A 20,652-nucleotide genomic window follows, 5' to 3' on the forward strand; every position below is an offset into this window, starting at 1 on the left:
TACTTGATCCATCTTCAAGCAAGAAGTGCGCTTTCCATGAACCTTATTCTGAATCTCACCACCCAGGGACTGATCAACGGCGCGATCTACGCGCTGGTCGCGATCGGTCTGGCCATGGTGTTCGGGTTGCTGCGGGTGCTGCACATTGCGCACGCGGGCCTGTTCACCCTCGGAGGCTACCTGGGACTGGTCATCACCAATGCCACGGGCAGCTTCGCATTGGGCATGGTCCTGAGCATGGTGGCTGTGGCCGCCTGCGGAATGCTGATGTACCGGTTCTGCTACGAGCCGATCCTCGAGCAGCCGCCGTACGTGCCCCTGATCGCTTCCGTGGGCATGTTTCTCGCCATCGAGGAGCTCTTGCGGCTGGTGTTCGGCGACTATGGCCTGTCCTACCGCGTGCCGCCGCTGCAAGGCGCCGTGGTGCTCGCTGGCATGCAGATCAAGTACGCCGAACTGGGCGCCGTCGCCATGGCCGTCATTCTGCTGGTGGGCCTTGCAGTCTTTGCCGCGCGCACACGGGTCGGCATGGCCTGGCGCGCCAGCGTCAGCGAGCCGCGCATGGCGGCGTCGTGCGGAATCAGCCTGCGGCAGGTCCGCTATCTCAATTTCGCGATCGGCTCCGCCTTCGCCGCGGCCGCCGGTGTGATGGTGGGTGTGCTCAACAACCTGGTGGAGCCCTCCATGGGCGCGGTGCCTACCTACAAGGCCCTGGCAATCATCGTCATAGGGGGCCTGGGCAACATGGGCGGCACCCTCGTGGCGTCACTTCTGCTGGGCCTGGTGGAAGCGTTCGGATCGACCTACCTCGCCAACGTGCTGGACCGCGACAGCGTGGCATTCGCCGCAATGCTCGCCGTGCTGCTGGTCAAGCCGGAAGGCCTCTTCTCCGGCGGCCACTGGCGTCGCCGGCTGGTGCAGCTTATGAAACAGAAAGGAGCGACTCAATGGGCGCTTATGAAACGTCACTCCTGACCCTGGTGGCCATCCACGTGATCCTGGCGCTGAGTCTCAACCTCATCACGGGCTTGTGCGGGCAGGTGAGCCTGGGGCACGCGGCGTTCTTCGGCGTGGGCGCGTATGCGACCGCGCTGCTCGCCAAGGCCGGCTTCGGCATGGCTGTCACCGTGTCCGCTGCCTTGCTGCTGGCTGGCATCGTCGGCTTGGTGGTCGGCTTCTGCAGCCTGCGGGTGCGGGATGATTTCCTGGCGATCGCGACCATGGCGGCGGGCTTCCTGTTCGTCGGCGCGGTGCGCACGACCGATGCTCTGGGGGGAGAGCTCGGCATCTCGCAAATACCTGCGACCGGCCTCGGTTCTGCCTACCCGCTGCTGGTGGTTGCCTGCGCGGCATCGACAGGGTTGGTCTGCTGGGTCGTCAAGCGCAGCTGGCTGGGCTATGTTTTCGAAGCGGTCAGCGCCGATGAGCCGGCTGCGCGCAGCCTTGGAATCGACACGCCGCTCTACAAGCTGGCGGCGTTCACGATCGGCACGGCGTTGGCAGGCCTGGCCGGTTGCCTGTACGCGTATCACCTGGGCAACGTGGGCACCGAGGCATTCGGGTTCCCCGTCTCCGTGATGATCCTCGCCATGGTGGTGATCGGCGGCATGGGTTCGCTGTGGGGCAGCGTACTTGCCGCGGCACTGCTGACCCTTGCGCCCGAGTGGTTCCGCTTCGTGAACGACTACAAGCTTCTGGTGTTCGGGCTGCTGCTCTTCGCCATCATGCGGATCGCCCCGCAAGGACTGTTTCCCTGGCTGGTGCAGCAACTGCGCCTGCTGCGGGCAAAGGAGATCGCATGAGCACGAAGCTGTTGCAGGTGCGCGACCTGGGCGTGCGCTTCGGCGGAGTCGTTGCGGTGAACGGTGTCTCGTTCGAACTCGCAACGGGGGAGCTGGTGGGGTTGCTCGGACCTAACGGGGCCGGCAAGACCACCCTGCTGCGGCTGATTTCCGGAGCGGTAGCACCCGGATCGGGCGAGATCCGATTCGGCGGCCGGTCGATCAGCCGGCTGGCCGCGGCTGCGCGCGCGCGGCTCGGAATGGCGATGTCGCACCAGATCGTGCGTCCATTCCGCAACATGACCCTGTTGGACAACGTGGTGCTGGCCGCCGGTGCCGAGATCACCCTCACACCATGGCGCGCCGTCGCCACGCTGGATCGCAAGTGCCTGCGCGAGGCAGCGCTGCGCTGTCTGGACTTGGTCGGCATCGCGGCGTTGGCGAACAGCATGCCCTCGACGCAACCGCTCGGGGTGCTCAAGCGCCTGGAGGTTGCCCGGGCCCTGGCGACGAGGCCTCAGTTGCTGCTGCTGGATGAACCGCTGGCGGGCCTCGGGCACGACGAGGCGGTGCGACTGGCCGACCTCATCCAGCGGCTGAACGCATTGGGAACCACGATCCTCCTGATCGAACACAACCTCACCGAGGTGATGAGGATCTGTCCGCGCATCGTCGTGCTGGACAACGGCCGCAAGATCGCCGACGGCCGCGCCGCCGAGGTGATGGCAAACCCGCACGTGGTCGAGGCTTACCTCGGCGAAGGAGCAGTCCATGCTTGAAGTCGAACGCTTGAGTTGCGGGTATGGCGCCGCCGTGGTCCTGCATGAACTCTCTCTGACGGTGAAGAGGGGAGAGATCGTCGCGCTGATCGGGCCGAACGGCGCAGGCAAGACCTCCACGTTGCAATGCATCGCCGGCCATGTGCGCGCGACCAGCGGCAATGTGCGTTTCGGTGGCCGGGATATCACCGCCTTGACGCCGCAGGCGCGGGTGCGTGCCGGCATCGCCATCTCGCCCGAGGGCCGCAAGCTGTTCGGCGACATGACGGTGCGCGAGAACTTGCTGGTGGGAGGCTATTCGCAGCCCGGCCGCGTGGCTGCGTACAACATGCAACGCGTGCTGGACATGTTCCCCCGGCTGCAGGAGCGATTCGGATCGATGGGACGCACGCTCTCGGGCGGCGAGCAGCAAATGGTAGCGATCGGCCGCGCGCTGATGGCGCAGCCAGATCTCATCCTCATCGACGAGCTATCGCTGGGCTTGATGCCGAAGAACGTGGACATCTGCTATGCGGCTCTTCATCAGCTCAAGCAGCAAGGGCTGGCGGTGCTGCTGGTCGAGCAGAACCTGTCCAAGGCACTCGCGTTTTCGGATCGCGTGTACGTCCTGGACTCCGGGCGGCTGGTCTGGTCGGGCAGCGCCAATGCCGCGCGTGCGCGCGGCGACCTGGCTGCCACCATTCTGGGACATGCGCCTGCCGAGGCCGGCGCGCAAGAGGAGGCACTCCAATGAAGGCGATCGACCTGGCCTACGTGCGCTACCAGACGCCGGATCTGTCGCGACTGGAAACCTTCCTGCTCGACTTCGGCATGCATCCGGCAGCGCCCTGCGACGGCAAGCGACTGCTGATGCGCGGGAGCGGCACCGCGCCGTTCGTCTACGAGGCCGTACTGGGCAGCAAACCTCGCTTCCTCGGCGCCGGACTGCAGGTGGCATCGCGCGTCGACCTCGCTGCACTGGCGCGCTTGCCGGGCTCGAGCGCGGTTGAGCCGGTGTCCGAACTTCCCGGCGGTGGCGAGCGCGTGCGCATGCGCATGCCTGACGGCTTCGAGATCGATGCTTTGCACGGCGCTGTGCCCGCGCAGCCGCTGCATCTTCCGCGGGTGGACGACTTCAACGCCGCGGCAGCCAAGCCGCGCAAGAACGTGCCGGTGCGGGTGGCACGGCAGACGCAACCGGTGCGGCGCCTGGGCCATTTCGTACTGCATGTCAGCGATCACGACGCGTCGGTGGCCTGGCTGCGCGAACGCTTCGGGCTCATCGCCTCGGACTACCTGGCCGTGCCAGGCGAACCGGGGCGCACCATCGGCAGCTTCCTGCGGGTGGATGCAGGAGAAGCGTGGGTGGACCACCATTGCATGCTCGTGCTGCAGGCGCCGGTGGTCGGCGTGCACCACTGCTCGTTCGAGATGGACGGGCTGGATGCGGTGATGAGCGCGCACGACTTCCTGCTGGAGCGAGGCTACGCCCTGGACTGCGGCGTCGGCAGGCACCTGCTCGGAAGCCAGATCTTCGACTACTGGCGCGATCCCTTCGGCTTCCGGATCGAGCACTACACCGACGGGGACGTGGTGAATCACCTGCACCGCGCCAGCGTCTTCGCCGGCACCGCGGACGAGACCACCCAATGGGGGGCGAAACCGCCTCTGGACTTCTTTTCATGACGGAAACAAAGCGCATGACGATACAACGCATCAGCAGCCCCGAGGTCACCGAACCCGCGCCGGGCACGTGGTCCAACTGCCTCAAGGTGGGCGACACGGTGTACGTCGCAGGCCTCACGGCCCGCGATCGCAACATGCAGCCCGCGGGCGGCGACGAGTACCACCAGGCCCGCCTGATCTTCGAGCGGATCCAGCATCTGGTCACCGCCGCGGGCGGCACGATGCGCGACGTGGTGAAGCTCAACATCTACGTCACGCAGATCGCAAATCGCGATCAGGTCTGGCGGGCCCGCCGCGAATTCTTCGAGGGCGCGTTTCCGGTCGCCACATTGGTGGAAGTCAGCGCGTTGGCGCAGGCCGCGATCCTGGTGGAGATCGAAGCGGTCGCCGTGCTGGGACATGGAGGGAGGCCATCATGAACCTCAGGGAACAACCGATCCACAGCGACGCCGCACCCGGTCTGTCGCCAGCCACACGCGAGAAACTGTCGCAGGTGGGGACTGCGAACATCGCCAACTCGCTGCTCAGGCGCGGGTTCCGCAACGCCTACCTGTTGGGGCTCCATCCGGTTTCCGGAATGCAGGAGTCGATGGTGGGCCCCGCCTACACGCTGCGCTTCATGCCGGCGCGCGAGGACATCGACACCATGGCCAATTACGGCCGTGACGACAACCTGCACCGCCGCGCCGTGGAGGAGTGTCCGCCCGGCCACGTGCTGGTGATCGACACGGGCGGATGCGTGCGCTCGGCTGCCGCGGGCGACCTGATGGCGTTGCGCATGCGCCAGCGTGGCGTGGCAGGCGTGGTCACCGACGGAGGCTTCCGGGACACGCCCGGTATCCGCGCCACGAACCTGCCGGCCTATCAGCGGCAGGCCGCGCCGCCGGCTACGCCCATCGCCATGCACCCGGTCGAGCTCAATGGGCCGGTGGGCTGCGCAGACGTGGCGGTGTACCCGGGCGATGTGCTGGTGGGCGATGCCGAGGGCGTGGTGGTGATTCCGCAGCACCTGGTTGACGAGATCGCCCAGGAAGCACTGGAGGCAGTCGATTACGAGCGTTTCGCGGCACTGCACATCTCACGCGGGCGCCCGATCTTCGGGTTGTTTCCGGCGACCCCGGAAAGCCGCAAGGAATACGACGGCTGGGTCGCGGCCGGGCGTCCCTCACTGGAGGTTCTGCAATGAATTCGCCCAACGAAGCCACGATGAAGACCCTTGAACTGCTGATCCGCACGCAGGAGCTCGATCCGGCCAAGTGGATCGACTTTTCCGAGTACGGATTTCGCCAGTACTTTCTCTGGAAGAACGCGGACACCGGGGCCAGCATCGCCTTGCTGGAGTACCAGAAGGGCGGCCGCATCCCCGTGAAGCATTCGCATGCGTCCAACCAGTTCATGTACTGCCTGGAAGGCGACTACGAGTACACGGACAGCCAGCTTCGGCTGACTCCGGGTTCGTTCTACATGAACCCGAAGGACCATCCGCACGGCCCTACGGTCGCGCACGAGCGCAGCGTGCTGATCGAAATCTACGACGGCCCCCACTACTACGAGAAGCCGGCGTTCCACACGGACCAGTCCATCTCCGGCTTCCTTTCCAAAACCTGAGGAACTCACGCAAATGTTTGACACGCAAGAAGTGCTGCGCCAATTCGGCATCCAGCCGATTCATGCCGGCGCCTGCTCCGGCCCCCAGGGTTGGAGCACCACCGAAGACCGCGCGCTCATCGACGCGGTCAATCCAGCCGACGAAACCGTGACCGCCCGCGTTGCCGGTGCGAATGCCGTCGACTACGAGACGGTCATGGCCGCGGCCGTCGCCACGCAGCAGTCCTGGCGCATGGTGCCGGCACCGCGGCGCGGTGAACTGGTGCTGCGCATCGGACAGCTCGCAACCGAACACCTCGAAGGCCTGGCGGCCATCGTCGCGCTCGACACGGGCAAGTCACTGATGGAGGCTGGGTCGGAGGTGAAAGAGCTGGTCGACATGGCGACCTTCGCCGCCGGCCAGTCGCGCATGCTCTACGGTTTCACGCAGCAGTCGCAGCGCGCGAAGCACCGCATGTACGACCAGTGGCTTCCACTGGGCGTGGTGGGCGTCATCTCGGCCTACAACTTCCCCGCGGCCGTTTGGGCCCAGAACGGCTTCCTGGCCGCGATCGGCGGCAACACCGTGGTCTGGAAGCCGAGTCCGAAGGTGCCGCTCACGGCCCTGGCGCTTCAGCACCTGAGCAACATCGCCATGGAGGAGATGGGTTTCGAAGGCGTGTTCACGCTCTTCATTCCAGAGCGCAACGAGCTCGCCGAATTGCTCGTGGCCGACGCGCGTGTCGCACTGGTCTCGTTCACCGGGTCCACCACGGTGGGCCGCAAGGTGGCCAGCGTCGTGGGCCGCACGCTCGGACGGCGCTACATGCTGGAGTGCTCCGGCAACAACGGCTGCATCGTGGACGAAACGGCAGACCTCAAGCTGGCCGCGCGCAGCATCACCTTCGGCGCCGTGGGTACGACCGGGCAGCGCTGCACCAGTACGCGCCGGGTGATCGTGCATCGTTCCGTCGAAGGCGAGCTCGTGGAACTGCTGAAGAAATCCTTTGCACAGATCCGGATCGGCGACCCGCGCGAGCCCGGCGTCGTGGTCGGGCCGCTCGTGGACAAAGCCGCCGTGGGCCACTTCGAAAGCGCGGTGCGCGACGCCGCTGCATTGGGCGGCCAGGTCGTTTTCGGCGGCCGGCGCATCGACCGTCCCGGCCACTACGTGGAGCCGACGCTCATCACGCAGGTTCGGCCAGAGTGGCCTTGCGTTCAACACGAAACGTTTGCGCCCATCGTGTACGTGGTGGCGTACGACACCATCGAGGAGGCCATCGACATCCACAACGGCGTGCCCCAGGGCCTGGCGTCCGGCATCCACAGCACGAACCTGGGCAACATCGAGCTGTTCCTCTCGGCCGCGGGCAGCGATTGCGGTATCGCCAAGGTCAACATGGGAACGACGGGCGCCGACATCGGTGCGGCGTTCGGCGGCGAAAAGGAGACGGGCGGCGGGCGAACGGCCGGGTCCGATGCCTGGAAAGGCTACATGCGCCGGCAGAGCGTGTGCATCAACTGGGGCGGCGAGTCGCCCTGGGACAGCCGGCTCAAACTCTGAGGAAAATTCTTGAAACTAGGAACTGTTGAACTGCGCACCGGCGAGGAGCGCCTCGCCTGTCTGCGCGCGGACGGCAACGTGGTGATAGCTCCGCGTGAGTTCGGTGACATGCAACGCGTGATCGACGCATGCGACAGCGCGATTCCGGCATTGCGCAAGCTCTGCGAGTCTCCGCAGTCCGAAGGCACTGCGCTCTCCGAGCTGCGGCTTCTGTCTCCGATCCGCCGCTTGCGCCGTGACGTGCTGTGCACGGGTTGGAACTACTGGGACCACTTCTACGAGAGCGAGGGCAAGCGCGAAGGGCAGGACGTTCCGAAACCCGAAGCTCCGACCTTTTTCACCAAGGGACCGGATGTCCTGATCGGGCCGCACGACGACATCGCGTTCGACGCCGTCATTTCGGGAAAGTGGGACTACGAGGCCGAGATTGCGCTTGTCATCGGCAAGGAGGGGCGCAGCATCCCTCGCGAGCACGCGATGGCGCACGTGTTCGGCTATTGCCTTGCGAACGACGTTTCCCAGCGCGACCTGCAACGCCGGCACGGCGGCCAGTGGCTCAAAGGAAAGAGCATCGACGGCACCATGCCCCTCGGCCCGTGGCTCACGCTGCGCGACGACGTCGAACTGGCGAATGTCACTCTCGAATGCGAATTGAACGGCGCCGTCATGCAGCAGGCCAGTGCATCGCAGATGGCATTCGGCATTGCCGAGCTGGTGAGCGAACTCTCGTTTGGAATGACCCTGAGGCCGGGCGACGTGCTCCTCACGGGCACCCCCAGCGGGATCGGCAACGCACGGACACCGCCAGTGTTCCTCAAGGAGGGCGATCTGGTGGTCGTCCGTGCAACCGGCCTGGGCGAGCTGAGAAACCGGCTCGTCGCCAAGGACCTGAGTTCCTACGCGACCCCCGCCTGACATCCCCAACCCAACGAAACCAAATCAAAGGAATTTTGCATGCCCACCATTGCAGTCGTCTTTCACTCCGGCTACGGCCACACTCAACGCATGGCGCAGGCGGTGGCGCAAGGCGCCGGCGCAGAGCTCATCGCCATCGACGCTGAGGGCAACCTCCCGGTCGGCGGCTGGGAGCAGCTCAAGGCGGCCGACGCCATCATCTTCGGCACGCCCACCTACATGGGCAGCGTCAGCTGGCAGTTCAAGAAATTCGCCGATGCCTCGTCCAAGTATTGGTATGCGCAGGAATGGAAGGACAAGATTGCCGCCGGATTCACCAACAGCGCCGGCGTGAACGGCGACAAGCAGTCGACGCTCACCGCGCTGTTCACGATGGCCATGCAGCACGGGATGATCTGGGTCAGCCAGGGGCTGATGCCCAGCAACACCAAGGACGCGAAGCGCAATGACGTGAACTACCTCGTCTCCTTCAGCGGCGCCATCGCGCAGTCGCCTTCCGACGCGGGCGCCGGCGAGATGGCAGCGGGCGACCTGGAGACGGCGCGCCTGTTCGGCGAGCGCGTGGCGTCGGTGACGGCCCGGATGGCTGCCGGCCAGCCGCAGCATTCGACCGCTGCGCCAGCTTGATCGCCGGGGCCATCAGATTGGCCTGAGGCGATTTCCTCACGACAACTACCAGGAGCAAACCGAGTGAAAACGCCCACCATCTTCAACCGCCGAACCGCGCTGCTCGCGGCGGCCTGTTTGCTCCCCGGGGCGGCGGCTTTCGCGCAGGAGCCGCAGTTTCCCTCGCGGCCCGTGCGATTGATCAGCCCGTTCCCCGTTGGCAGCGGGCCCGACGGAGTGGCGCGTCTCGTCGCGGAAAAGCTCGCACGCGCCTGGGGCCAACCGGTCACGGTCGAGAACAAGCCGGGCGGCAATGGGTTCATCGCCATCAACGCCTTCAAGCACGGCGCCACAGATGGGCACGACTTGATCCATCTGGAGAACGTGCACCTGACGGCGTACCCGTATCTCTTCAAGAAGCTGCCCTTCGACGGCAACAAGGATTTCGAACTCATCGCCCCGCTGTTCAAGACCCATTTCTTCATCACCACTTCGGCCAACAGCAAGTACCGCAACGTGGCCGATCTGGTCGCCGATGCGAAGGCGAACCCGGGCAGGCTGAGTTATGGCTCCTGGTCGGTCGGCAATCCTGCACACCTGGGGTCGGCACTCTTCGAGACGATGACGGGCACCGAAATGCAGCACGTCGTCTACAAGGAAACGAGCCAGCTCTACAGCGGCGTTGCCAACGGGGAACTGACCTTCGCCTTGGGGACCAGCGCCACGGCGGGGGCGCTCTATCGGGCCGGCAAGCTCAAGTTTCTTGCGATCGCGGCTCCCCGAAGGCTCGCGGCGTACAAGGACGTGCCGACGGTCGCGGAAGCAGGCGGGCCTGCGGGGTTCGAAGTCAGCGGCTGGACCGCCTTCGCCGCGCCGCGCGGCGTGTCCCCGGCGGTGCTGGAAAAAATCCGCCGCGATGTCGCCAAGGCCCTGAGCGAGCAGGATGTTCGCGACAAGTTCGCCGCTTTCGGCTACGAACCCTTCTCCGCAACGCCCTCGGAATTCGCCCAGCATATTTCCGCTGAATCGTCCCGGTTCGCCGAAGTCATCAAGAAAGTCGGCGCGCATCTGGACTGACGCGCCCGCTTTCAAGACTCGGGCGTTTGCTGGGCTATTGCCTGATCTTGCCCGCGCTGCTGACGATCGAGAGTTCGACGAACCTCGAGCCGACATGCATCCCCGGCTTGAAGGCGACGACATAGCCGCCCGCGTCATAGTTGCCAATGCTCTCGAGCGTCGCGGGCATGGCTTCACGGGTGACCTTCGCGTTCTGGCGCCGAACCGCTTCCACAATCACCTTTGCGGCGATGAAGCCCTCCATCATGGCGAAACTCATGGGCACATCCAGCTTGCCGGCCCGTTCGGCAGCGTCATTGAGCTCTTTCGCGAGTCGGCTTGAAATCCGATAGGGGCTGGGCGTTACTTGAGCAATTGCCACTCCTTGCATCTGCTCCTTGCCAAGTCGCTTGGACAGTTGTTCGATATCGGCACTGGAGCTTGCGAACAGTTGCGCAGACCCTCCGCTCGCGCGGTATTGCTCGATGAACGCGGCTGCGGGGGCGCCATTCGACACCATGATGATTGCCTGCGGCGATGCTTTGGCGAACACTTCGACTGCTCCAGAGACGCGGGCGGTGCCTGGCGGATAGGAGGCCTTGGCCATGATGGCCACGTGTGCCTTTGCTGCCGCTTCGTCTGATGCCGCAATGACTCCTGCGGCATCCGGGCCGTCTTCATAGAGAAGCCCCAAGCGGGTGACCCCGATCGTGGCAAGGTGTTCCGTGATCTTGCCGATCTCGTCATGCAGACCAGCGCGGATGCTGTACAGGTAAGGCGTACTGGTGCGCAGGTCGGCCGCGCGGTATCCCACCAGCGCAATCTTCTCCTTTTCGAGGACACCGGAATCCATGAGGCTGGTGATGTTCTGATTCCCGAAATAGCCGGCCAGCACGAGCGGCCTTTCTTCGGCAATGAGTCGCCGGGTCACGTTGACCGTATCTTCCGGCCTGCCGCCGTCGTCTCGAGTTGCCAGGATGAAAGTGTTGCCATTCGCGCCTCCCGCCTTGTTGACGGTGTCGAAAAGCAGTTGCATGCCAGCGGCATAGGCGCGCCCCTGACCGGCCTCGAGACCCGACATCGGGCCCACTTGGCCCACAACGATCTGGCCGCCCTGGGCGACCGTCATGAATACCGCGGTGGCAACAGCCATCGAGAGGCGCACTGAGCGAAGGGTAAATTGCACTTGAGAAACTTTCTGTGGGGCCGGACAAAGCGGCGCGATTGTCGCCAGATCCATCCTCCACATCCAATGAGATTGTGGGAGAACGACATAACCATCCGCGCATGTTTCCCAATGACGGCAAGCCGGATCACTACCGTCGGCATGCTGCGTAGATAAAGCAGTCGCGTGGTTCAGCGGAGATGTTCGGATGGATCGTGTGGCGGGCAAGGCGGCCCTCCAGCAGGAAGCCGCTTTTCTCCAGCGCCCGGGCGGAAGAGCGGTTGTCAACGTCGCAGGTCGCTTCGACGCGAAAAATTCCTGGCGCACCCAGGGCGTGAGCAGTAAACGCCTTTACGGCCTCGACCATCAGGCCTTGACCCCATTGGCTGCGTGCGAGCACGTAGCCAATGTTGACGACATGGCTGTGGAGACGGGCGTCGAGCATGCCGATGAGTTGGCCACTCGACTTCAGGGTGACGACGTATGGGAGCGCGGAGCCAGCGTCCCACTGAGCGACGCAGCCGGCGATGAATTCGCGTGTGGTCTCCAGGAAGGAATGCGGCCGCCAGACCATGTACCGAGCTACATCTGCATCCTGGGTGTATGAGTCGAACATCGCCTGTGCATCAGCAACATCTGGTGGGCGAAGCTTCAGGCGTGCGGTCTCGATGAAATCGGGGAACGTCGCAGGTTTGTGGGCCATCGAAGGTGCAATCGAGTGTCTGGCTCAGGCCGCGTTCTGGGCCGAGGCTGTGTCGATCGAAAGCCGAGGCCACCGCTCACCGAACCGTTTTGCCGCAACCCGCTCCCGGTAGGTCGCGGCGCTCGCCCTGAGTGGGTTGTGCCGAACACGCAGCTCGAACAGGTCGTCAAGCCCGTGCGGGGCGACTATGCCCAACGAATCGTCCTCGTTCAGGTAGACCCCGACGCAGGTTGCAAATTCCGGCCACGTCGCGACGCCTTCTTCCAGGGATGCGAGAGGAGGCACAACCCGACCGAGGGCGGCGGAAAACCAACGATGCACGCCGGCCTGATTCGTTACCTCCCAACGAAAGCCTGGCATGGCCAAATGAAGCCGGTTCTCGAGCTCTGCATCCTGCTCTGGAGCGGCCTTCGCATCGAAGTAGACGACATCCATGTCTTCGACGGCCGAGCGCTGGTCAAATTCGTGAAGGGTGTCCCATACCAATGACCGGATGGCCCCGGCGCCGATACACCAAGATCGCAGTCCGAGCGAGCGGACGACTCGCAGCGCGGCCATCAACTCGTCGGATTCAGTCACCATTGCGGCAAGGCTCTGCTCGTGGTCCGTCTTGAGGCTGAAAGTCATGCCTCGATGGTAAATCGGCGAACGCAGGCCGACTCTAGCCATTGCAGCTTGGAGCTTCATCAATGAGCGAGACCCGAGACTCCTATCCCGCCGCCACGATGACGTGCGCCTGAATCTTGCCGGTCACCGGGCCTTCTTTGCCATGGCGGCTGGCAATCGCTTCCGCGGCACGGTCCGTCGCGAGCTGGAGCAAGCTGGCGTCGCGCGCCTCGATTTCGTTGCGCAGCGGCGTTCCCTGGCAATAGGCGGTGGCAACGTCGCGTGCCGAGGGCGCGCGACTCGTCTTCTCGCGCGTTTCGATCTGGATGTCGGCGAACCCTGCGCGGCTCAGTTCCTCGCGGATCCGTGCGACGTCGTGATAGCCGTGCGGCGTGCGGGCGAGGAATCGCGGAGGATCGTGCGGAAACACCGCGGCCACGGCGTTGGTGACGTCGTCGGCAAAGGCGTTGTCTTCGATGCGGTCCCAGACATTGAAGACAAAGCGCCCGCCCGGCCTCAGCACGCGACGTGCCTCGGTGTAGCCGGCGACCCGGTCGGGAAAAAACATCGCACCGAACTGGCAGCAAACGACGTCGAACGAGGCATCTTCGAACGGCAGTTGCAGCGCGTCCGCCTGCCGCCATTCGATGCGGCTGTCGGGCCCCTGCCGACTGGCGGCATAGTCGATCATGGGCTGGTTGAGATCGGTCACCACGTAGCGCGCATTGGCGCCGAGCTTTGGCGCAAGCGCCCGCGTGACCACGCCGCTGCCGGCTGCCGTTTCAAGCACCGAGCCGGGAGAGGAGGCCGCGGCAAGCTCCGCCATGTCGGAGGCATAGGCCTCGAAGATCAGGGGGACCATCAGCGTGTCGTAGAACTTCGGGATCGAGCCCGAAAACACCTTGTCGCTCTCAGCCATAGGAGATCTCCTCGAGGTTTTGAACGGTACGCTTGGCAGCTTGCCGGCCACACCTCAGCGCGTTGGTGCGGCAGGGGGCAGGCGGTTCTTGCGGTAGGAGTTCTTCAGCAGGATCTTGCCGGCCCTGAAAGTGAACAGATCGCAGCCGTGGACTTCAACGCGCGTGCCGTCCGTGCGCGTTCCGGTAAACGTCCACTCCGATACGCCCCGGTCTCCGTGGACGAAGTGGCGCGCGTTGCCCCAGTGGGCATCGGGAAAGACGGCCCAGACCTCCGCGAAACCAGCTCGCACGGCCTCGACGCCGACGTACCGGGTGCCGCAGGCATCGGCGCCGGCAGACGACTCGAAGACGCAGTCGTCAGTCATGAAGGACATGAGCGCATCGACATCGTGGCGATTCCACGCGTCGGCAAATGCTTGCAGCACGTCCGTGGTCATTTCGGGCATCGCGATTTGCATGATGGGCACCTCTGCAGAGCCTTCGCGCGGGTGTTCAGTGTACTGATTCAGCTTGGCATGTGGAAATAGGGCGAGCACCCGACCACCGCGCGGATCTCCTCCATCAGCGCGCGCGCACCCGGTGAGGGGAACGCGCCGAGGCGCTGGGTGAGCCCGATCTCGCGCCGCGTTTCGTCGAGCGGAAAGTCGAGCACGACGAGGCTGCCGTCGCGGATCTCGTAGCGCAGCTGGTGGGCCGAGATCGCGGTGAGCATGTCGCTTTCGAGCAGCAGTCCGCGCAGCACGGCAAGGTCGCCGGTCTCCACCGCGGGAATGGGAGGCGCTTGCCGCGCGGCGAAGAAAAAGCGCTCGAGCAATTCGCGCGAGGGCGTGCCGTGCCGCGAGAGCGCCCATGTGGCCTGGCGCAAGGCATCGAAGTCGACGCGTGAGGCGCGCACTAGCGGATGGCCGGCGCGGGCGATCACCGAGATGCGGTCCTCGAACAGCGCTTCCTGCTGCAGGCCGCCGGCCTCGGCGCCGCTGCGCAGCGCGCCGAGAATGAAGTCGATGTCGCCGCTTCGCAGCGATGCCGCCAACGCGTCGTAAGGGCTTTCGACCGTGGCGATGTGCAGCCCCGGATGGCGCGCCAGCAGCGAGGCAATCGCCAGCGGCAGGATCTGCGTGCGGCCGAGCGGCAGCGCGCCCACGTTCACGCTGCCCTGCAGCATGCCCTCGCTGGCCGCGATGTCCGGGCCGATGTGGCGCAGCTCCGCGAGCACCCGTTTGAAGTAAAAGGCCACGATCTCGCCCGCCGGCGTGGGCACGAGCCCGCGCGTCCTGCGCTCGAGCAGCGCGACGCCGAGCCCGCCTTCGAGGTCCTTCAGCGCGCGGCTGATGGCGGGCTGGGTGATGCCGAATTCGCGCGCGACCGCCGGCATGTTGCGCTTCTCCACCAGGCTTGCGATCACCGCGAGGCGCCGACCGTTGAGGATTGACGCAAAGAGCGAATGCACGTCGGCGGAAGCGCCGATGCCGCCGCGCGCCACGAGTTGCGCGCGCGCATCCTCGAACTCGCGCTCGATGCGCCGCGCGCGCACCAGCACGAGGTCGCCATACGAGTTCAGCGCCATGCCGCGCGAGCCGCGGTCGAACAGCGGGCGGCCCAGCGCGCCTTCGAGCTCGGAGATGGAGCGCGTCACGCCCGAGGCGACGCGAAACAGCTGCTCGTCCGCGGCCCTGGCGATGCTGCCGGCCGCGGCCACGGCCGAGAACGCGCGCAGGTGCCGCAGGTTGATGCCAAGCGCGCCAGCGTGGGTCCGGTCGATAACTTTGTCTCGTGGGTGCACGGGCTTCGCTTTTTTGAGATGTTCCCTCGCCCGAGGGCCCTGCGAGATTTAGGGGAAACCCTGATCGATAAAAAAGTCTGATGGTAGGGCAACCCGAACTCACGCCACGCGGCAGCCCCGCGAACCACACTTGCCGCAAGGGCTGGCGCACTCCCTCATTTGCCGGCGAAAGCACCACCAAGCCATTCACGGAACTGCCAATGATCATCGACTGCCACGGCCACTACACCACGGCGCCCAAGGCGCTGGAGAACTGGCGCAACCAGCAGATCGCGGGCCTCGCGGATCCCGCGCTGAAGCCGCGCGTCGCCGACCTCCGGATCAGCGACGACGAACTGCGCGAGTCGATCGAGGGCAACCAGCTGCGCCTCATGAAGGAACGCGGCAGCGACCTGACGATCTTCAGCCCGCGTGCGAGCTTCATGGCGCATCACATCGGCGATTTCGAAACCTCATCGACCTGGGCCGCCATCTGCAACGAGCTGTGCTTTCGCGTGAGCGAACTGTTCCCGGATCACTTCATCGGCGCGGCCATGCTGCCGCAGTCGCCGGGCGTGGACCCGCGCAGCTGCATTCCGGAACTGGAGCGCTGCGTGCGCGAATACGGCTTCGTGGCGATCAACCTTAACCCGGATCCTTCCGGCGGGCACTGGACTTCACCGCCGCTGTCGGACCGCCACTGGTATCCGCTCTACGAGAAGATGGTCGAGCACGACATTCCAGCCATGGTGCACGTGAGCACCAGCTGCAACGCCTGCTTCCACACCACCGGCGCGCATTACCTGAATGCCGACACCACGGCCTTCATGCAGTGCCTCACGTCGGATTTGTTCACCGACTTCCCGACGCTGCGCTTCGTGATTCCGCACGGCGGCGGTGCGGTGCCCTACCACTGGGGGCGCTTTCGCGGGCTGGCGCAGGAGATGAAGAAGCCGCTGCTGAAGGACCACCTGCTGAACAACATCTTCTTCGACACCTGCGTGTACCACCAGCCGGGCATCGACCTGCTGACCCGAGTGATCCCGGTCGACAACATCTTGTTCGCAAGCGAAATGATCGGCGCGGTGCGCGGCATCGATCCGGAGACAGGTTTCTTCTACGACGACACGCGGCGCTACATCGATTCGACACCCACGCTCGACGCGAAGGCGCGGCACAAGGTGTTCGAAGGCAACGCACGCCGCGTGTACCCGCGCCTGGACCGCGCACTCATCGCCAAGGGGCTCTGATCTCATGTCTGCTTCCAACACTCTCCAACAGCTCGGCGTCGTTCACCGCAACGTGGTGCGCGCGGATGCCGCCGCCGTCGAAAAGCTTTCGCGCTTCGGCGTCTCCACCGTGCACGAGGCGCTCGGCCGGCTCGGGCTGATGCAGCCGCGCATTCGTCCCATCCATCCCGATGCGCGCTTCTGCGGCCCGGCTGTCACCGTGCTGCTGCAGCCCGGGGACAACTGGATGCTGCATGTGGCGGCCGAGCAGATCCAGCCCGGCGACGTGGTCGTTGCGGCCTGCACCAGCGACAGCACCGACGGCTTCTTCGGCGACCTGCTCGCCACCTCGTTCAAGGCGCGCGGCTGCAAGGGCCTCGTGATCGACGGCGGCGTGCGCGACGTGCGCGACCTCAATGCGATGGGCTTCCCCGTGTTCAGCCGTGCCATCCATTCGAAGGGCACGATCAAGGCGACGCTCGGCTCGGTCAACGTGCCGGTGGTGTGCGCGGGCGCCCTGGTGCATCCGGGCGACGTGGTGGTCGCCGACATCGACGGCGTGGTGGTGGTGCCCGCCGCGCGCGCACAGCAAGTGGCCGATGCGGCCGAAGCGCGCGAGGCCAACGAGACGGCCAAGCGCGAGCGCTTCGCGGCCGGCGAGCTCGGCCTGGACATGTACGCCATGCGCGAGCCGCTGGCCAAGGCCGGGCTGCGCTACGTCGACTGAGCGCACCTTAAAACGATGATGACAACTTCTTTCATTCGCCGCCACGTGCTGGCCCTGGCCGGTGTGCTGGCGCTCGGCGCCTCCGTGAACGCCGGTGCCGCCGATGCCTATCCGTCCCGGCCCATCAAGATCCTGGTCGGCTACAGCGCCGGCGGCGCGGTCGACGCCATTGCACGCTCGGTCGGCCAGCGCATGTCGGCCATCCTCGGGCAGCCGGTGGTGGTGGAGAACAAGCCGGGCGCGGGAACCAACATCGCGGTGAAGGCGCTCATCGCGAGCCCGCCCGACGGCTACACGCTGCTGCTCGCAGCCAACGCGCTGGCGGTGAACCCTTCGCTCTTCGAGCCCGCGCCTTACGACCTCGAGCGTGACCTGACGCCGGTCGCCTCGGTCGGCCGTGTGCCGGTGGTGTTCTCGGTGCGGGAGGGCTCGGCCATCAAGACGCTGCCCGAACTGGTGGCCGCGGCCAAGGCCAAGCCGGGCGGCGTCACCGTCGCCACGCCGGGCAACGGCTCCACGCCGCATCTGGCGATGGAACTGTTCCAGCACACGGCTGGCATGTCGCTGCGCCACGTGCCCTACAAGGGCGGCGCGCAGGCCTTCACCGATGTGCTGGGTGGTCATGTCGACGTGGTGGCGGTCAACGCCCTCGAGGTACTGCCGCTCGCGAAGTCGGGCAAGCTGAAGGTGCTCGCAGTGATGAGCGGCGAGCGCGCCGCGGTGCTGCCGGGCGTGCCGACGGTGGCCGAGTCGGGCTATCCGGGTTTCGAATCGAGCGTCTGGTATGGCTTCGTCGCGCCCGCAAAGCTTCCGCAGCCGGTGCTCGCCAAGCTGCACGAGGCGGTGCAGAAGGCACTCGAATCGCCCGAGGTGCGCGACCAGCTTGCCGCAGCCGGCGGGGTCACCCTGCCCGGACCGGCCGCGCAGTTCGACAAGCTGCTCAAGACCGATGCGGCACGCTACGGCAAGCTGATCCGCGAAGCCAACATCAAGCCCGATTGACCACGCGAGCGAGGCAACGAATGACGACACTGATCCAGGGCCTCTGCTCGATGGCGACACGCGGCCTGCTCGACGAACTCGCGGCCACGACTGCGCAGCACACGGGCGTACCGGTCTCCTTTCTGGCGATCGGCGGTGTCGAGGCCGCACGGCGTGTGTCGGCGGGCGAATCGTTCGACGTGGTGGTGCTGGCCTCGGACGCCATCGACAAGCTGGTGGCGGCGGGCAAACTCGATGCCGACGGCAAGATTGACCTGGTGCGCTCGGGCGTGGCGGCGGCGGTGCGCGCAGGTGCGCCGCGCCCCGACATTTCCACCGAAGAGGCGCTGCGCCGCGCCGTGCTGACGGCACCTCGCATCGCCTACTCGACCGGCCCGAGCGGCGTCGCGCTGATGGCGCTGTTCGAGCGCTGGGGCATTGCCGGCGACATCCGCAGCCGCCTGGTGCAGGCGCCGCCGGGCGTGCCGGTGGGCTCGCTGCTGGCGCGCGGTGATGCCGAACTCGGGTTCCAGCAACTGAGCGAGCTGATCGGCGCCTGCGGCATCGAGCTGATCGGACCGCTGCCGCCGGCGGTTCAGATCACCACCGTCTTCTCGGCCGCGCCGGGCATCGGCGGCGGTGCGCCGCCGGAGGCCGTGCGCGCGCTGCTCGATTTCATGCGCTCGGCGGACAGCGCCGACACCAAGCGCCGCCATGGCATGGAACCCGCCTGAAGCACTGCGCCTGGCGCATGGCTGGGCGGGAACAGGCTACGGCTATCGGCAGGCGAAGCTGGCGGCCGATTCGAGGCTGCCGCCCATGTAGACCGCCGTCTGCGGGTACGGGCACAGCGGCCGCGTGCGGGCAGGCGACCAGTCGGCCGGCACTTCGGCATTGACCACGTTGGCGCCGGGCCCGCGCGCGTTGGCGGTGACGGACGCCGGCGCCTTGCCCTGTTCCACCCACGCCACCAGCGGCGCCAGCATGTCGAACTGATCGGTGGTCGGGCCGCCGCCGCAATGGTTCATGCCGGGCACCGGGAAGAAGCGGGCAAAGCCCGATGCGTCGCCGCCGTTGGCCGCGCGCAGCTGCTCGTACCAGTTCGTCGTGTCGTCCGAAGAGAAGACTGCATCGCTGGTGCCGTGGTAGACGATGAGCTTGCTGCCGCGATCGCGAAGCGCCGACAGATTGGTGGGATTCGGCGGCGTCATGAACGACATCGCCGACTCTGTGTAAAGCGTCGTGCTCGCGAAGATGCCCGGCGCGTCGGTGTCCATGCTGAAGCCCAGCGCAAAGTCGATGCCCGGCGGGCGGCTCGTGCCCAGCGGCGGCGTGCTGAAGACGAAGCCCACGGCGGCCGTGTCCAGGTTCTGCGAATTGGCAAATTCCCACTGGCGCCAGTCGGCGCCCTTGATGCCGGCGTCGTAAGGAAAGCCGCTGTAGAGCGCCGTGCCCGCACTGTTGCGCGCGCCCGAGAAGATGTTGTCGAGCACGGTTTTCTGCGTGGCCGTGAGGCAGCTGCCGGTGCGCGTGGCGCCGCAGGTGGGTACGGCGCTGGCCAGGTCGAAAGCCTGCTTGCAGCTTTGCACGTCGGCCACGATGCCGTCCGTGGCGCCGTCGAGGGCGTCGCAGCGCGCGAGCACCGCGTTGGCCACTGTGGTCATCTCGGCCGGCGTGAAGGCGGTCTGCAGATCCGGCTTGCCGGCCGCCGTGGTGGCGGTGGTCACCTTGGCATATTGCTGCACACCATAGAGCTGGGCCACCGCGGCCTTCGGCAGGTTGAACCCTGGGTTGCCGGCCAGGATGCCGTCGTACTGGTTCGCGGACCGCGCCGCGGCCACCATCGCATGGCGGCCTCCGTTGGAGCAGCCGCCGAAGTAGGAACGGTCGGGCCCGCGTCCATAGGCCTTCGCGATCAGGTTCTTGGCCATGGGCGTCAGTTGCGCGACTGCGTTGTAGCCGTAGTCCTGGCGTGCCTGCGGGTCGATGCCGAAGGTCGGAATCTGCGCGCCGGAGTGCCCGGCGTCGGAGCTGATCACCGCGAAGCCCCGGTGCAGCGCCGTGCTCGTGGGTGCGCCGCCGCCGATGCCGCCGGTCGCACGTGCGACGCTGCCGTCGAGACCGCCGTTGGCCTGGTAGAAGAATCGGCCGTTCCAGTTGACCGGCAGGCGCATCTCGAAGCCGATCGCGTAGGTCTTGCCGTCCACGCTGCTGGTGCGCTGGTTCATCTGGCCCTGCACCAGGCAATGCTCCGGCACGGGCGTGCTCACGCCGGCGACGACGAGCGTGCCCGCGGCGACCGACGTGACGCTGGTGTAGGCGGTGTTGCCGAACGCCGCCTTGCTTGCGAGATCGGTGCATGACTGGAGCGTGCCGGGGCGTGCCTCCGACAAACCGGAGCCGCCGGGGGGGGAGGACGCGGTCGGAACGAAGCCAAAGCCACTTGCGCCGCCGCCACCACCACCGCCGCCGCATGCGGCAAGCAGCGAGGCCGCGGCCAATGCAGCCCATGTCGGGTGGCATGAAGAGAACATGATCCGGCTCATCGGTGTCTCCTTAGCCGGGCCGAGCCCGGCGGTGATGAAGTTATACGAAATAACCAATAT

The 20,652-nt window shown here is 66.0% G+C and carries 23 protein-coding genes; 16 read left to right on the plus strand and 7 right to left on the minus strand.

What is annotated here, in order from left to right:
- The first annotated feature begins 36 nt into the window (after positions 1 to 36).
- From BLR24_RS05770 to BLR24_RS05825, 12 genes are all read left to right on the plus strand, one after another.
- Positions 37 to 975 (plus strand): branched-chain amino acid ABC transporter permease, encoded by a 939-nt coding sequence (locus BLR24_RS05770; RefSeq protein ID WP_093013980.1) that lies wholly within the window; start codon positions 37 to 39, stop codon positions 973 to 975.
- Positions 948 to 1,802: a branched-chain amino acid ABC transporter permease gene (locus BLR24_RS05775; RefSeq protein WP_093013983.1), complete on the plus strand. Its 855-nt coding sequence runs from the start codon at positions 948 to 950 to the stop codon at positions 1,800 to 1,802. The genes BLR24_RS05770 and BLR24_RS05775 overlap by 28 nt, the downstream gene beginning before the upstream one ends.
- Complete coding sequence (locus BLR24_RS05780; protein ID WP_093013986.1) at positions 1,799 to 2,560, plus strand: ABC transporter ATP-binding protein; 762 nt, start codon at positions 1,799 to 1,801, stop codon at positions 2,558 to 2,560. Before BLR24_RS05775 ends, BLR24_RS05780 begins: the two co-directional genes overlap by 4 nt.
- Positions 2,553 to 3,293: an ABC transporter ATP-binding protein gene (locus BLR24_RS05785; RefSeq protein ID WP_093013989.1), complete on the plus strand. Its 741-nt coding sequence runs from the start codon at positions 2,553 to 2,555 to the stop codon at positions 3,291 to 3,293. Before BLR24_RS05780 ends, BLR24_RS05785 begins: the two co-directional genes overlap by 8 nt.
- Positions 3,290 to 4,225: a VOC family protein gene (locus BLR24_RS05790; RefSeq protein WP_217636289.1), complete on the plus strand. Its 936-nt coding sequence runs from the start codon at positions 3,290 to 3,292 to the stop codon at positions 4,223 to 4,225. The genes BLR24_RS05785 and BLR24_RS05790 overlap by 4 nt, the downstream gene beginning before the upstream one ends.
- A gap of 14 nt (positions 4,226 to 4,239) precedes the next feature.
- Positions 4,240 to 4,644: a RidA family protein gene (locus BLR24_RS05795; protein WP_093014755.1), complete on the plus strand. Its 405-nt coding sequence runs from the start codon at positions 4,240 to 4,242 to the stop codon at positions 4,642 to 4,644.
- Entirely contained in the window at positions 4,641 to 5,411 is a 771-nt protein-coding gene (locus BLR24_RS05800) for a ribonuclease activity regulator RraA (protein WP_093013992.1), read from the plus strand. The genes BLR24_RS05795 and BLR24_RS05800 overlap by 4 nt, the downstream gene beginning before the upstream one ends.
- Positions 5,408 to 5,833, plus strand: a complete 426-nt coding sequence (locus tag BLR24_RS05805) for a cupin domain-containing protein (RefSeq protein ID WP_093013995.1) — start codon at positions 5,408 to 5,410, stop codon at positions 5,831 to 5,833. Before BLR24_RS05800 ends, BLR24_RS05805 begins: the two co-directional genes overlap by 4 nt.
- 13 nt (positions 5,834 to 5,846) lie before the next feature.
- On the plus strand, positions 5,847 to 7,376 hold the full coding sequence (locus BLR24_RS05810) for an aldehyde dehydrogenase family protein (RefSeq protein WP_093013998.1): 1,530 nt from the start codon (positions 5,847 to 5,849) through the stop codon (positions 7,374 to 7,376).
- Positions 7,377 to 7,385: 9 nt separating this feature from the next.
- Entirely contained in the window at positions 7,386 to 8,291 is a 906-nt protein-coding gene (locus BLR24_RS05815; RefSeq protein ID WP_217636290.1) for a fumarylacetoacetate hydrolase family protein, read from the plus strand.
- Positions 8,292 to 8,330: 39 nt separating this feature from the next.
- Positions 8,331 to 8,918, plus strand: coding sequence for a flavodoxin family protein (locus BLR24_RS05820; protein ID WP_093014004.1), 588 nt, complete (start codon positions 8,331 to 8,333; stop codon positions 8,916 to 8,918).
- 99 nt (positions 8,919 to 9,017) lie between these two features.
- Positions 9,018 to 9,974 (plus strand): Bug family tripartite tricarboxylate transporter substrate binding protein, encoded by a 957-nt coding sequence (locus BLR24_RS05825; RefSeq protein WP_254787200.1) that lies wholly within the window; start codon positions 9,018 to 9,020, stop codon positions 9,972 to 9,974.
- Between the two features lie 34 nt (positions 9,975 to 10,008).
- Here BLR24_RS05825 and BLR24_RS05830 read toward each other — a convergent pair whose 3' ends face one another.
- The 6 genes from BLR24_RS05830 to BLR24_RS05855 all read right to left on the minus strand — a co-directional run bounded on the left by BLR24_RS05830 (position 10,009) and on the right by BLR24_RS05855 (position 15,130).
- Positions 10,009 to 11,193, minus strand: coding sequence for an ABC transporter substrate-binding protein (locus BLR24_RS05830; RefSeq protein WP_368086187.1), 1,185 nt, complete (start codon positions 11,191 to 11,193; stop codon positions 10,009 to 10,011).
- A gap of 76 nt (positions 11,194 to 11,269) precedes the next feature.
- Positions 11,270 to 11,821, minus strand: coding sequence for a GNAT family N-acetyltransferase (locus tag BLR24_RS05835; RefSeq protein ID WP_093014013.1), 552 nt, complete (start codon positions 11,819 to 11,821; stop codon positions 11,270 to 11,272).
- A 24-nt stretch (positions 11,822 to 11,845) separates the two neighbouring features.
- Positions 11,846 to 12,403: a nucleotidyltransferase family protein gene (locus BLR24_RS05840; RefSeq protein WP_093014758.1), complete on the minus strand. Its 558-nt coding sequence runs from the start codon at positions 12,401 to 12,403 to the stop codon at positions 11,846 to 11,848.
- A gap of 127 nt (positions 12,404 to 12,530) precedes the next feature.
- Entirely contained in the window at positions 12,531 to 13,346 is an 816-nt protein-coding gene (locus BLR24_RS05845) for a class I SAM-dependent methyltransferase (RefSeq protein ID WP_093014016.1), read from the minus strand.
- Between the two features lie 54 nt (positions 13,347 to 13,400).
- Positions 13,401 to 13,805 (minus strand): nuclear transport factor 2 family protein, encoded by a 405-nt coding sequence (locus BLR24_RS05850; protein WP_093014019.1) that lies wholly within the window; start codon positions 13,803 to 13,805, stop codon positions 13,401 to 13,403.
- A 47-nt stretch (positions 13,806 to 13,852) separates the two neighbouring features.
- Positions 13,853 to 15,130 carry a LysR family transcriptional regulator gene (locus BLR24_RS05855; RefSeq protein ID WP_093014022.1) on the minus strand — a complete coding sequence of 426 codons (1,278 nt, stop codon included), beginning with the start codon at positions 15,128 to 15,130 and terminating at the stop codon, positions 13,853 to 13,855.
- Positions 15,131 to 15,330: 200 nt separating this feature from the next.
- On the opposite strand from BLR24_RS05855, the gene BLR24_RS05860 reads away from it, so the two are divergent.
- Genes BLR24_RS05860 through BLR24_RS05875 form a run of 4 tightly spaced genes read left to right on the plus strand, consistent with a single transcriptional unit; the run spans position 15,331 to position 18,780 of the window.
- Positions 15,331 to 16,359: an amidohydrolase family protein gene (locus BLR24_RS05860; RefSeq protein ID WP_093014761.1), complete on the plus strand. Its 1,029-nt coding sequence runs from the start codon at positions 15,331 to 15,333 to the stop codon at positions 16,357 to 16,359.
- Between the two features lie 4 nt (positions 16,360 to 16,363).
- On the plus strand, positions 16,364 to 17,065 hold the full coding sequence (gene ligK, locus BLR24_RS05865) for a 4-carboxy-4-hydroxy-2-oxoadipate aldolase/oxaloacetate decarboxylase (RefSeq protein ID WP_093014025.1): 702 nt from the start codon (positions 16,364 to 16,366) through the stop codon (positions 17,063 to 17,065).
- Positions 17,066 to 17,080: 15 nt separating this feature from the next.
- Positions 17,081 to 18,067, plus strand: a complete 987-nt coding sequence (locus tag BLR24_RS05870; RefSeq protein WP_254787182.1) for a Bug family tripartite tricarboxylate transporter substrate binding protein — start codon at positions 17,081 to 17,083, stop codon at positions 18,065 to 18,067.
- Between the two features lie 20 nt (positions 18,068 to 18,087).
- The gene (locus tag BLR24_RS05875; protein WP_175543191.1) at positions 18,088 to 18,780 is read left to right on the plus strand and encodes a substrate-binding domain-containing protein; all 693 of its coding nucleotides are present in this window, start codon (positions 18,088 to 18,090) and stop codon (positions 18,778 to 18,780) included.
- Between the two features lie 42 nt (positions 18,781 to 18,822).
- Here BLR24_RS05875 and BLR24_RS05880 read toward each other — a convergent pair whose 3' ends face one another.
- The gene (locus BLR24_RS05880; protein ID WP_093014028.1) at positions 18,823 to 20,592 is read right to left on the minus strand and encodes a tannase/feruloyl esterase family alpha/beta hydrolase; all 1,770 of its coding nucleotides are present in this window, start codon (positions 20,590 to 20,592) and stop codon (positions 18,823 to 18,825) included.
- Positions 20,593 to 20,652 lie beyond the last annotated feature (60 nt).

This window comes from Variovorax sp. OV700 (assembly GCF_900099805.1).
Lineage (GTDB): Bacteria > Pseudomonadota > Gammaproteobacteria > Burkholderiales > Burkholderiaceae_C > Variovorax.